This is a genomic window from Rhodococcus sp. PBTS 1 (genome assembly GCF_001620025.1).
Classification (GTDB): domain Bacteria; phylum Actinomycetota; class Actinomycetes; order Mycobacteriales; family Mycobacteriaceae; genus Rhodococcoides; species Rhodococcoides kroppenstedtii.
Window position 1 is genome coordinate 624,544 of record NZ_CP015219.1, and the last position, 12,443, is coordinate 636,986.

Annotated in this window: 13 protein-coding genes; 11 read left to right on the plus strand and 2 right to left on the minus strand. The window is 70.2% G+C overall.

Annotated features, from left to right (window positions below):
• Position 1: 1 nt before the first annotated feature.
• On the minus strand, positions 2–1,000 hold the full coding sequence (locus tag A3Q40_RS02860) for an alpha/beta hydrolase (protein WP_069972891.1): 999 nt from the start codon (positions 998–1,000) through the stop codon (positions 2–4).
• Between the two features lie 89 nt (positions 1,001–1,089).
• On the opposite strand from A3Q40_RS02860, the gene A3Q40_RS02865 reads away from it, so the two are divergent.
• The 10 genes from A3Q40_RS02865 (at position 1,090) to A3Q40_RS02910 (ending at position 10,464) form a co-directional block, all read left to right on the plus strand.
• Entirely contained in the window at positions 1,090–2,319 is a 1,230-nt protein-coding gene (locus A3Q40_RS02865; protein ID WP_082834057.1) for a kynureninase, read from the plus strand.
• Positions 2,320–2,400: 81 nt separating this feature from the next.
• Positions 2,401–3,030: a response regulator transcription factor gene (locus A3Q40_RS02870; RefSeq protein WP_068099714.1), complete on the plus strand. Its 630-nt coding sequence runs from the start codon at positions 2,401–2,403 to the stop codon at positions 3,028–3,030.
• The gene (locus A3Q40_RS02875; protein WP_069972892.1) at positions 2,997–4,196 is read left to right on the plus strand and encodes a sensor histidine kinase; all 1,200 of its coding nucleotides are present in this window, start codon (positions 2,997–2,999) and stop codon (positions 4,194–4,196) included. The genes A3Q40_RS02870 and A3Q40_RS02875 overlap by 34 nt, the downstream gene beginning before the upstream one ends.
• A complete protein-coding gene (locus A3Q40_RS02880; protein WP_068099716.1) occupies positions 4,193–5,248 on the plus strand; it encodes a hypothetical protein in 1,056 nt (351 codons plus the stop codon). The genes A3Q40_RS02875 and A3Q40_RS02880 overlap by 4 nt, the downstream gene beginning before the upstream one ends.
• A 15-nt stretch (positions 5,249–5,263) precedes the next feature.
• Positions 5,264–6,427 carry a sensor histidine kinase gene (locus tag A3Q40_RS02885; RefSeq protein ID WP_068099717.1) on the plus strand — a complete coding sequence of 388 codons (1,164 nt, stop codon included), beginning with the start codon at positions 5,264–5,266 and terminating at the stop codon, positions 6,425–6,427.
• Positions 6,424–7,074, plus strand: coding sequence for a response regulator transcription factor (locus A3Q40_RS02890; protein ID WP_068105012.1), 651 nt, complete (start codon positions 6,424–6,426; stop codon positions 7,072–7,074). The genes A3Q40_RS02885 and A3Q40_RS02890 overlap by 4 nt, the downstream gene beginning before the upstream one ends.
• 84 nt (positions 7,075–7,158) lie before the next feature.
• Positions 7,159–8,061, plus strand: a complete 903-nt coding sequence (locus A3Q40_RS02895) for an ABC transporter ATP-binding protein (RefSeq protein ID WP_068099718.1) — start codon at positions 7,159–7,161, stop codon at positions 8,059–8,061.
• Between the two features lie 8 nt (positions 8,062–8,069).
• Positions 8,070–8,834 (plus strand): ABC transporter permease, encoded by a 765-nt coding sequence (locus A3Q40_RS02900; protein WP_068105015.1) that lies wholly within the window; start codon positions 8,070–8,072, stop codon positions 8,832–8,834.
• Between the two features lie 5 nt (positions 8,835–8,839).
• Positions 8,840–9,589 (plus strand): ABC transporter permease, encoded by a 750-nt coding sequence (locus A3Q40_RS02905; protein ID WP_068099719.1) that lies wholly within the window; start codon positions 8,840–8,842, stop codon positions 9,587–9,589.
• A 17-nt stretch (positions 9,590–9,606) separates the two neighbouring features.
• Complete coding sequence (locus A3Q40_RS02910) at positions 9,607–10,464, plus strand: SCO6745 family protein (RefSeq protein WP_068105018.1); 858 nt, start codon at positions 9,607–9,609, stop codon at positions 10,462–10,464.
• Positions 10,465–10,479: 15 nt separating this feature from the next.
• Here A3Q40_RS02910 and A3Q40_RS02915 read toward each other — a convergent pair whose 3' ends face one another.
• Positions 10,480–11,463, minus strand: coding sequence for a sugar-binding transcriptional regulator (locus tag A3Q40_RS02915; protein WP_068099720.1), 984 nt, complete (start codon positions 11,461–11,463; stop codon positions 10,480–10,482).
• A gap of 121 nt (positions 11,464–11,584) precedes the next feature.
• Between A3Q40_RS02915 and A3Q40_RS02920 the strand changes: the two genes are divergently transcribed.
• Positions 11,585–12,427, plus strand: a complete 843-nt coding sequence (locus A3Q40_RS02920; RefSeq protein ID WP_068099721.1) for an MIP/aquaporin family protein — start codon at positions 11,585–11,587, stop codon at positions 12,425–12,427.
• Positions 12,428–12,443: the final 16 nt, after the last annotated feature.

Genomic DNA, 12,443 nt, shown 5'->3' on the forward strand with positions numbered 1-12,443 from the left:
TCTACCGCAGCCGATCCTGCACCGATCGGACGACGTCCGCCCACACCTCGGAGCCGGGGTCGACCACCGCGAAGTGCCCACCGGGCCCCTCGACGTGGTCGACCTCGTCCCCGGCCCTTCGAGCGGCCTCGACGTACTCCCGGCCGATGTCGTTCAGGTTCGGATCGTCCTCCGTCGCGCACGCGACGACGGTGGGTACGCCGAGCGGCAGACGCGCCCGTGGTGACGCCGCACCGTCGGCTTCGTCGATCACCTCGGCTGCGCTGTTCCCGAGCAATCGGGTGCGGGCGACCGCGAGATCGAGGACACCGGCCAGACTCACCACCGCGGCGGGACGATGGTCGGCGGCCCACCGCAGGGCCAGCTGACCGCCGGCCGAATGACCCAGGGCCACCACCGTGTCGGCGTCGACCACGCCCATCGCCGCCTCGACGTCGGCGGTCGTCGTGGACCACCCGTGCGCGGCGGGGCGGCGGTACTCGATGTTCCAGGTGTCGAAGCCGTGCGCCGGCAGGTCGATCGCGATCGCGTCGAGCGAGTCCAGTTCGAACGCTTCTCGCCAGTACCCGCCGTGGACCAGCGCCGCGGCGGGGGCTCCCGCACGGCCGCACCGGCGCAGCTCCACCCGCTGCTCCCAGTGCTCGCCGTAGCGCACCACCTCGGCCGGGTGGAGTCGGTGATGGAACACCCGGTCGACGGCGTACCGCAGCCCGTCGAGTCCGCGACCGCGGATGTGGGCGAACAGGTTCGGCGCTCGGTCGGGTTCGGCGAGTCCGAAGTCCACCCGCACGACGCACCGGTCGTCGCCTCCGAGGTCGACCGCACCGCCCGGTGCCGGGACCACCACCGCGTCACCGGTCGCCGTCGAGACGTCGTCGGTCACCGCGACGTCCCCGGCAACCCCGCGTGCGTCGAGTGCGCGCCGCGCCAGGTCCGTCGCCGTGCGCACGTCGAGGACGGAGTCGGGGTGCAGGAGGACGTCGATCCGGGTCTCGGTCATGGACCTCACGCTACGTCCTACGCTCGCATCGACCCGGCGACATCACCGGAACCCACCACCACAGCATCGAGGGAGCCCGCGTGGACCACCTGACCCGAGCGGCCGAGCTCGACGCGACCGACCCGCTGCGCCACTACCGCGACCGCTTCCACACCGACTCGCCGGACGCCGTCGTCTCCTATCTCGACGGGAACTCGCTGGGCCGACCCACCACCGCGAGCATCGCGAACGTCACCCGCTTCATGACCGACGCGTGGGGTGGGCGGCTGATCCGCGGGTGGGACGAGCAGTGGTGGGACCTGCCGATCACGCAGGGCGACACCATCGGTCGGGTCGTGCTCGGCGCGGCCGCGGGGCAGACCGTGGTCGCGGATTCCACCACGGTCCTGCTGTACAAGCTGATCCGAGGCGCCCTGTCCCTCCGCCCGGGGCGCACCGAGATCGTCGTCGACCGCGACAACTTCCCGACGGACCGGTACGTCGTCGAGTCCATCGCGCAGGATCGCGGTCTCGCCGTGCGGTGGATCGACTCCGACCCCCGCGGGGGCGTCGACACCGACCAGCTCGCCGCCGTCGTGACCGACCGGACGGCCGTGGTGGTCCTCAGCCATGTCGCCTACCGCTCGGGCTTCCTGCTCGACGCCGCCGCAGCGGCCCGGACGGCCCACGAGAAGGGTGCGCTCCTGTTGCTCGACCTCTCGCATTCGGTGGGATCGGTGCCGCTCCACCTCGACGACTGGGCCGTCGACCTCGCCACCGGCTGCACCTACAAGTACCTGAACGGCGGGCCCGGCTCCCCGGCCTTCGCCTACGTGCGCCGTGAGCACCTCGACGGGCTCGACCACCCGATCCACGGGTGGGCCGGCCGCGCGGATTCGTTCGCCATGGAGCAGGGCTGGGTCCCCGCGGACGGGATTCGCCGGCTGCTCAGCGGTACGCCGCCGATCACGGCCATGATCGCGATGCAGGACACGCTGCAGATGATCGACGAGGTGGGCATGGACGCAGTCCGCGACAAGTCCGTGGCCCTCACGACCCTGGCGCTCGATCACGCCCACACCGAGTTGACACCGCTCGGCGTCGAGATCGCCTCACCGGAGGACCCGGCCCGACGCGGAGGCCACGTCACCCTCGATCACCCCGGCTTCCGCGGCCTCACGCCGCGACTGTGGTCCCGCGGTGTGGTGCCCGACTTCCGGGCACCGCACGGCCTCCGACTCGGACCGAGCCCGCTCAGTACGTCGTTTCGCGAATTGGTGACGGGAATGGATGCGATACGGGACGAGGTGCGCCGTCCTCGGCGCGCGGAAGAAAACTGAACCGACCACTCCGAAATGGACGCTGTCGGGTTAGTCTGACGCTCCGAGTGACCGGGGGGTGGGGTGGCAGCACGTATCGGCATGGTGGACGACCATCAGTTCACCATCGACGGCCTGCAGGTTCGTCTGGCGGACTGCACCGACATCGAGTTGGTGGCGCACGCGTCCACCGTCGCGGACCTGTTCGCCGAACCCGCGGCGCTGGACCTGGTGGTTCTCGATTTGCGTCTGCGCGACGGCTCGTCGCCCACGGGGAACGTCGAGGCCATTCGGCAGCACGGCGTGCCGGTCCTCGTGCTCACTTCCGGCGAGGATCCGTATCTCGTTCGGGAGGCAGCGCGGGCGGGCGTGCTCGGTGTGATCCGCAAGTCGCGCAGTCCGGAGGAGATCGTCGACGCGATTCGGGCGGCGGTGCGCGGTGAGGTCGTGCCGACGACGGACTGGGCGGCGGCCATCGACGGTGATCCGGAAATCGATCTGGTCGACCTGAGCCCGCAACACCGCAAGGTGCTGGAGCTCTACGCCGCGGGAGAGACCGCCACGCGCGTCGCGTCGGACCTGAAGATCTCGCGCGAGACCGTCAACGACTACCTCCGGCGCATTCGCACCAAGTACGCCGACGCCGGCCGTCCGGCCCCCACCAAGTCCGAGCTGTACAAGCGCGCGCTGGAGGACGGGTGGCTGCCCTTCCCACGTCGACGCAAGAAGTGACTGCGGGCGCGGATTCTCGTGCGGCCGATCGCATCCTGCGCATATTCGGTCGCTTCATCGGCGCGGGCTACGTCTTCTACCTCCTGGTGTCGATGCCGTTGATCGTGCAGACGACGTCCATCACCCGGCCCTGGTGGACGCCCGTCGCGGTGGTCTTGTTCTTCGGACCGGGTCTCGTCTTGCTCGTCGCCGCGTTGGTCGGCTCGCCGCGGTCGATCACCGCGCTGGCCCGCGCGTCCGTGGTGGGGTACCTCGTCGGGTTGGCGACGTGGCCGCTGGGCTGGACGGGTGAGTCGTTCCTGAATGCGGAGCCGATGTGGTTCTCGTTCTTTCCCGCCCTCGCGGCGCTCGGAGCGGCGATGACGACGACGCCGGTGCGGGTGTTCCTCTACCTCGCAGTGGTGATCGTGGGTGCGCAGTCGATCAACTATCTCGTCCGAGAACCCGCCGACCGGAGTCCGCTGCTACCGGATCTGGTGTACGGCTACGGTTTCGGCATCATCTTCGTCGGCGCCGCCGTCATGGCGGCGCGGACGGGCCGACTACTGGATCGCACCCGAGCGTCGTCGTACGCCCAGGCGGCGCGGTCGGCGGCCCTCGACGCCCGCACCGTCGAGCGGCGTCGATTCGACGGACTGATTCACGACGGCGTGATGTCGACCCTCCTCGCCGCGTCCCGGCCCGGCGCCGGAGAGGCCGTCGTCCGCCAGGCGAGATCGACACTCGCCGAACTGGACACGTTGCGTGACGACGAGAGGTCGGGGGAGGACTTCACGCCCGACGACGTCCTGGCTCATCTGCGCCTCGCGGCCGGTGGGGTGGACGGTTCCACCCCCGTGATCGTGCGCGGCGACGGGACCACGACGGGTTCGTTCCCCGCCGAGACGGTCCGCACGGTCGGCGCGGCGCTCGCCGAAGCGCTGCGCAACAGCGTCCGCCACGCCGGATCCGCCGACAGATCGGTGGAGGTCGCTCTGGCGGACGACGGTCTGACCGTCGTCGTGCGGGACGACGGGCCGGGGTTCGACCCGGACGCGGTCCCGGCTCATCGACTCGGAGTTCGGGTGAGCATCGTCGACCGCATGTCACGACTGCCCGGCGGGTCGGTCGAGGTGCGGTCGGCGCAGGGTCGCGGCACGCAGGTGACGCTCGGCTGGCGGCGGTGACGTCCGTGCGGGGGCCGGGGGAGGTCGACGGCCGGGACGCCGACGTGACCACGCTGCTCGGGATGCGCACGCGAGCCGCGACGGTCGTGGTGGCGGTCCACCTGATCGGCGTCGCGGCGGCCGCACTGGGCGCGTTGCCCGGTATCGATCCGCCGATAGCACCCGTGCTCGCCCTGATCGCGCACTCCGCGTGTGTGGTGGCGCTCGTGCGCGTGCACGGCGACCCGATGCCGCTGCGCTGGACCGTGGCGATAGTGCTGACGGGACCGTTGCTGTGTGCTCTGGTGCTGTGGTCCCTCCCGGTGCCGAGAGACAATCCGCTGCAGACCTGGCCCATCGGAGTCTGTGCCGGCGTGGTCACGTTCCTGTGTGTGCGTGGTCGCGCGTGGTGGGGATGGGCGGAGTACGCCGCAGTCGTCGGCGTCACGGTGGTGTGGGTGTGGCAGACCGGCCAGGGGTTGGCCACCGCCGTTCCGCTCGTCACGCCCGCCGTCGCCTTGATTCTCATGGGCTCGTTCTTCGCGCTGGCCATCCGGAAACCGGTCGCCGACATCTTCCGGCTCCGGGCCGAGACCACCCTGCGTGCCGCCGAGGAAGCGGCCGCGGCGGCATCGCTGCACGAGCGGGACGTCCAGCTCACCCGTCTCGACGAGCTCGCGCGTCCGCTGCTCACCCGTATCGCCTCGGGGGAGCCGCTGGCCGACGACGAGCGACTCGCCTGCCGACTGCTGGAAAGTCAACTACGCGATTCGTTCCGGGCTCGGGGACTGTCCGACGTCAGCAGCGCTGTGCGCGCCGCACGCAGCCGCGGAGTGGACGTCCTGCTGCTCGACGATCGTGGTCAGCAGGACACCGAGACGGTCGACGACGCGATCGTCGACGCGGTGGTCGCCGCCCTCGAGAACCCGGCGGTGGAGGCGGTGACCGTCCGGCTCCTGCCGCCCGACCGCGATTCCGCGGCGTCGATCCTGGTCGACGGGGTCGACGGTCCGCGACGGGTGGACCTGCCCCATGCGGTCCGTGGTGACGAGACGCCGCGGCCCTCGACCTGAGCTACGGTGACCGCGATGGCCTCCCCGACCTCCTCCCGGATGTCCCCGGCAGTGCATCCTGTCGCTCGCTCCGCAGGCTCCGCTCGAGCGCGCGCACTCGACGTCGCCGTCTCGCTGATCGTTTTCGCCTACAACCTGCCGATCCAGGGCACGGCTTCCCTTGCGGCCCTGCTCGTTCCGGTCGGGTTGTGTCTGGCGTACCTGCTGAGTCGCCACCGGCCGGTTCTCGCCTTCGTCCTCGTCATGGTGGTGGCATTCGTGCAGCCCCTCGTCGGGCTCGGCCTGCTCGTGGCCGACGTGATGGTGATTCTCACGCTCGTCCGGGTGGCGGCCGTGCGTCCGTGGACCGTCTCGATCCCCACGGCGACGGTGGCTGCAGCATGGACTCTGGCGATCACGGTCTCCACGCGTCACACGGATGGTCTGACTCCGGGGGACATCGGACTGTTCGTGGCCATCGTGCTGGTCGCGTGGCTGGTCGGCACCCTGACCCGGACCCGGCGGCTGTACGTCGAGAGCCTGGAGGAGCGCGCGCTGCAGGCCGAGCGTGAGCGCGACACGGGCACGCGCATCGCCGTTCTGGACGAGCGGGCGCGGATCGCCCGCGAGCTGCACGACGTCGTCTCCCACGGTCTGAGCGCCATCGTTCTGTTGTCCGAGGGGGCGGCGTCGATGGCCGAGACCGACCCGGACCGCGCTCGCAACGCGATGCTGTCGGTGCGCGACACCGGCCGCCACGCGATGACGGAGATGCGGTCGATGCTGTCGGTTCTCCGGTCGGAGGACGACGCGACGGATCCGCAGCCGACCCTCGCCGGCCTCGAGAATCTGCTGGAACTGTCGCGAACGGTCGGGGTTCCCGTCACGCTGCGCGTCGAGGGGGCACCTCGCACCCTCACGGCCGGAACGGAACTCGTGATCTACCGTGTGGTCCAGGAAGCACTGACCAACGTCCGGAAGCACGCCGGGCCCGTCGAGACGGTCGAGGTGTGCATGCGGTGGACCGACGACGGAGTCGCCGTGTCCGTGACCGACGACGGGCGGGGCGGTGACAGCGCCACCGGCGGACTGGGGGTGATCGGAATGCGTGAGCGCGTCGAGGCGGTGGGCGGCAGTCTGACCGCCGAACCGGCCGACCACGGATTCGTCGTCCACGCGTGGATCCCGGCGCCCGCATGAGCATTCGGGTGGTGCTGGTCGACGATCAGGACCTGGTGCGCACGGGCCTGCGCATGGTGCTCGAGGCCCGCGGCGTCGAGGTGGTCGGCGAGGCCGCGGACGGGCGCGCGGCCCTCGACGTGGTGCGGGAGACGAGTCCCGACGTCGTGGTGATGGACGTGCGGATGCCGGTGATGGACGGGGTGGCGGCCACCCGTGAACTGTGTCGGCAACCGGGCGCACCGAAGGTGTTGATCCTGACCACTTTCGACCTCGACGAGTACGCGTTCGACGCCTTGCGGAGCGGAGCCAGCGGCTTCCTCCTCAAGGACGGCCCGGTCGACGAGTTGGTGGCCGCCCTGGGACACGTGCGGGACGGTGACGCGGTGGTCGCTCCGTCGACGACTCGGCGGTTGGTGGACCACTTCACCCGGGGCGTCCCCTCGCTCGTGACCACCGGGAATCCGGCCGACCTGACGCCCCGCGAACTCGAGGTGTTGCGGGCGATCGCGTCGGGCTTGTCCAACGCGGAGATCGCCACGGCCCTGGGTGTTTCGGAGGTGACGGTCAAGGCGCACGTCGGCCGCATCCTGGCGAAACTCGGCCTCCGGGACCGCACGCAGGCGGTCATCGTGGCGTACGAGAACGGTCTGATGGACCGGTCCTGACGCCCTGCCTCCTCCTCAGGTATACCCCCGAAGTTCCGTCCTCGGGCCGACGATCTCGGCGCCGCTTCCGAGCAGAGTGGCGGCATGGACATCGTCAGCACACAAGCACTCGGCAAACGGTACGGCTCCACGACCGTGGTCGACGACCTGCACCTGCGGATTCCCGAGGGCTGCGTCTACGGCTTCCTCGGGCCCAACGGGTCGGGCAAGTCGACGACCATGAAGATGCTGCTGTCCCTGATCGCCCCGACCAGCGGTCGCATCGAGCTGTTCGGGCGCCCGATGACGCGGGAAACCCGTCGCGACCTGCTCGCCGGCGTGGGGTCACTGATCGAGGCGCCGCCCGGTTACGGCCATCTCACGGGGGCGGAGAACCTTCGGATCGTGCAGCGCAGTCTGGGTCTGCGGAACGATCAGGTCGAGCGCGCCGTGCGCACCGTGCGCCTGCAGGACCAGATGGACAAGACGGTGCGGCACTACTCCCTGGGGATGAAGCAGCGTCTCGGCATCGCCATGGCGCTGGCCCGCGACCCCCGACTGCTCGTCCTCGACGAGCCCACCAACGGTCTCGACCCCGCCGGGATCGAGGAGATCCGCGGACTGCTCCGACACCTGGCGTCGACCGGCGTGACCGTGATGGTCTCGAGTCATTTGCTGGGCGAGATCGACAGGATCGCCGACGTGCTCGGGATCCTCAACGGTGGTCGGATGATCTTCCAGGGCTCACGCGCGGACCTCACCCGCTCCGCAAGCCCCGACGTCCTGATCGACACGTTGGACCCGTCGCGGGTCGAACCCGTTCTGCGGAGCGACCTCTCGGCTCGCCTGGACGGCCACACCGTGCGGCTGTCGGGGATCGACGATCGCACGACGGCGCGGGTGGTGGAAGACCTCGCCGGCGCCGGTGCCGGCGTGGTCGGCGTCCGGCGCGACGAGCAGTCCCTCGAGGACGTGTTCATGTCCCTCACGAGCGGAGGTCGACCGTGACCCGCGCGATGCCTTCCGTACGCCTCTCACCGGGCCGTGCGACGTTGTTGCGCAACGAGATCGCGAAGTGCCGTCATCTCCGGCTCGGACTCGTGACCGCCCTGCTCGCCGTCGGCATCGTGGGGCTCACCCTCGTCGGCACGCTCGCGGGAGCGTCCACCGACGGCGGCCTCACGGCCGCCCTGCCGTTGGCGGGATTGTCGCTCGCCGTTCCCGTCGCGTCACCGGTGGTTCTGGCGATCCTCGCCAGCCGTGCCGTCGACATCGAGCACCAGGGTGGAGGGTGGCTGCTGAACCGCACCACGGGAGTCGCACCGGGCCGGCTCTGCCGAGCCAAGCTGGGGGTGCTCGCTGCGGCGGTCGCCGTCGGCACCGGCGGGGCGTCCGTCCTCGTGGCGGTCCTGACCCGAGTCGTGGGGGCGACGGGCCCCGTCCCGGTGTCCCTCTGGCTCGGCTACACCGTGGCCGCGATCGCGGTCTCGCTGGTGGTCCTGGCCGTGCAGGTGCTGATCTCGGCCCGCGTCGACAATCAGCTGATCCCGCTGGGAGTGGGCATCGTCGGCACGGTGGTCGCGATCGCGGCATCCGCGCTTCCCTCCTGGGCGGCACATCTCACGCCCTGGGGCTACTGGTCGCTGATCGCCGCCGCCGATTACGCAGGCGAGTCGGTGGTGACCCTGCAGCCGTCCTACGTCAGCGTCGTTGCACTGGCGTCACTGGCCACCGCCGGCATCGTCGTCGCGACCCGGCGATTCGATCGACAGGAGGGTTGAGCGACATGGTGTCCGCAGAAGTGCTCAAGCTGAAGCGTTCTCGGGTGTGGGCCGTCGTGGTGGTCCTTCCCCTCGTCGTGTCGGCACTGGGGGTGATCAATACTGCAGCATCCGGCACCGGACTGGCCGAGGGATGGGACACGCTGTGGCTGCGTACCACCGTGTTCTTCGGTCTGTTCCCGCTGTCCCTCGGTGTCGCCGTCATGGCGTCGCTCGTCTGGCGGCCGGAGCATCGTGGCGGCAACTGGACCGCGTTGATGTCCGGACCGGTGTCTTCGGCGCGCATCGTGGTGGCCAAGACGGTCGTGGTCGCCGGACTCGGAATCGCCATGCCGGCCGTACAACTCGTCGCCGTGTGGGTGCTCGGTACGGCGTTCTTCGGTCTGGACGGCACCCTCCCTCCGCGGTACCTCGCGGTGGCCGCGGTGACGGCCGTGGCGGTGATTCCCCTGGCCGCGCTGCAGTCCCTGCTGTCGATGGTCATGCGCTCGTTCGCGGCGCCCATCGGGGTCGCGCTGGTCGGCGCGGGAGTAGCCGTGGTGTTGTTGACGGCGAAGGTGCACGCGGCCATCGCCGTCCTGCCCTACGCGCTGGTCACGCGGGCCAGCCAGCTCGCCTCGGGTGCGTTCGGCGATTCCGGCGCGCTCACCGCCGGCTCTGTCGTCGGGGTGCTCGCGGCGACGGTGGTGCTGGGCGCCGCCGTCGTGGCCGTGGCTGTCCGTGTTCTCGATCGTCGAGACGTCGTCACGCCGTGACCGCTACCGTCGGACCCATGACGTCCGCCCTCGCCCGCCTGGCCTACTCGACGCTCGAGCCGTATCACGTGGCGGCGTACTTCAATCCGGATCTGCCGAACGCGTACTCCGACACTGGGCTCGACGGGCACGCGTTCTACGTGGGTGCGCGCGGTGCTCCGCTGGGACCGTGCGCGCCGGCCGTGGTGTCGTCGACGTTCTACAACTTCTCGCCCGCGCTGGTCGCGACGGCATGGCCGGCGGCGGTCGAGGCCGGGCTGGAGCGAGTGTCGGATCGCCGCTGGGCCGCGTTGGACACCGTGCTGGCGGACGCGTTGGGGGAGCGGGCCGGGGATTCGCATCTCGCCGAGCTGGCCCGACGACTCCACGAGATCGGTGACCGAGCGGACTTCGCGGGCCGGCCACTCTCCGCTGCCTGGCACGCCGCGAGTCATCCGGATGCCCCGCACCTCGCGCTGTGGCACGCCATCGCGGTCCTGCGGGAATGGCGTGGCGACGGCCATCTGGCCGCGCTGGTCGACGCGGAATTGGACCCCACGGAGGCCGTGGTGTTCCACGAGGCGCAGCACCCCGAACCGGCGGGGCGTCGGACGCTCGGGCGCCGCATCACGCAGATCACGCGCGGGTGGTCCGACGAACAGTGGGGCGCGGCGATCGACCGACTGCGCACCCGCGGGCTTCTGCAGCCCGATGCGGAGGCGTTGTCCGACAACGGAGTCGAGCTGGATCGCCGCATCGAGGAGCGCACCGATCGCCTGGCCGCGTCGATCTGGCGCGACGTCCCGGACGCCGAGGACTTGCTGACGTCGGCCCGCCCCTACGTCAAGGCCGTCATCGCGGCGGGATTCCTGCCGGGGACGAAGAAGAAGTCCTGACCGGGGCTGATCGAGTCATGTCGAACGTGCGAGAAGGGTTGCGGCGCTGAGGTCGTCGATCACGAGGTCGGTGATCAGCCCGCCGGTGAGGGCGGCGTGCAGGGCGCGGAGTTTGTCCTCGCCGGCCACGACGCACAGGCGCCGCGGCACGCTCTTCAGGGCGTCCAGCGTCGGCCCGCTCGCCCGGTCGTTGAGCGCGATGCGGTCGTAGCTTCCGTCCGACCGGAAGAACACGGTGGCGATGTCGCCCACCACGCCGTCCCGGTCCAGTTCGGCCAGGTCCGACTTCTCGAGGTACCCGGCGCTGTAGACGTGGCTCGGCACTGCACCTCCGTGCACGCCGATACCGAACAGCGCCAGGTCCATCCGGTCCCGCAGATCCAGGACGCGGCGAATCGATCGCTCCCGCCACAGCAGCCGCCGCGTCTCGGGATAGTCGAACAGTGCGGGTACCGGAAACCCCTGTGCCACAGCGCCGTACGCGTCCCCGATGGTGCGGACGATGTCCGTCGCGTAGGAGACGCCGGTGGTGCGGGTGTTCGCCGCGCCGTTCAGCTGGACCACGTGCGTATTGTGCGTGCGTTTCGGGGCGACGTGCCGGCTCACGGCGCTGACCGTCGTGCCCCACGCGATGCCGACCACCATGTCCGAGGTGACGAAGGTGGTGAGCAGGCGGCCGGCGAACATCGCGACGCGATCGAGTCGGTCGACGTCGCTCACCGCTTCCGGCACCGGGACCACGTGGGCCCGCACCCCGTACCGGTCGGCGAAGGCACGCTCGAGACTCGGCCCCTGGCCGAGGGCCGTGCTGATCTTGATCTCCACCAGGCCGGAGTCGCGCGCGAAGGTGATGAGGCGCGAGACCGTCGACCGGGAAACGCCCAGTTCACGGCCGATCGCGGCCATCGTCAGGTCTTGGAAGTAGTAGAGCCGGGCGGCGCGGACGGCGTCGGATGCGCGCGGATCGGTCGCCGGGGACAGCGCGGAATCGGAGGCCACGAGCGCCCAGGCTAGTCCGTTTTGCACATATGTGCAGAGGTTGTGTGTAGACGTGCATCTGGACCTAGTCTGACGGCACCGAGCGTTTTTATGGCGCGCATCACAAATGTGGAGGACGACGATGACGGAAAAGCGGGCCAAGTGGGGCCTGGGCGCGGAGATGGCGGCCGAGTTCGCCGGAACGATGATTCTCATCCTGTTCGGCGCGGGCGTCGTCGCTCAGGTGGTCTCGGGCGGTGAGGAGGGCAGCCTCGGCGACCACGACTCGATCGCGTGGGCCTGGGGTCTCGGCGTCATGTTCGGCGTCTACGTCGCCGGTCGCGCGACGGGCGCGCACCTCAACCCCGCGGTGACGGTGTCGTTCGCCCTGTTCCGCGACTTCTCGTGGGCGAAGGTCGGACCGTACGTCGCCGCGCAGATGCTCGGCGCCTTCGTCGCAGCGCTGATCGTGCGCTGGAACTACAACGACATGATCACCGCGATCGACCCCGAGCACACGACGGCGACGCAGACCATCTTCTCGACCCTGCCCGGCAACGGCACCCTGCCGGTGAGCCTGCAGTCCGCACTGATCGACCAGATCATCGGCACCGCGATCCTGTTGTTCCTCATCGTCGCCGTCACCGACAAGCGCAACAGCCCACCGATGGCCAACATCGCGCCGTTCGTGATCGGCCTGATCGTCGTCGCCATCGGTTTCGCGTGGGGCACCAACGCCGGCTACGCGATCAACCCGGCCCGCGATCTCGGACCCCGCCTCGCGTCGTACATCACGGGATACGGTGGGGCATGGCGCGATCAGTACGGCAGCCTCTACTTCTGGGTCCCCATCGTGGGACCGCTGATCGGCGGTCCCATCGGGGTGTTCCTCTACGACCGTCTGGTCGGCAAGCACCTCCCGCCCGCCGACGACGAGGGGGCCCTCGAGCCCGGACGTCTCCCCGAGAGCGACAAGACCGCATGACCACCGTTCACCCCGC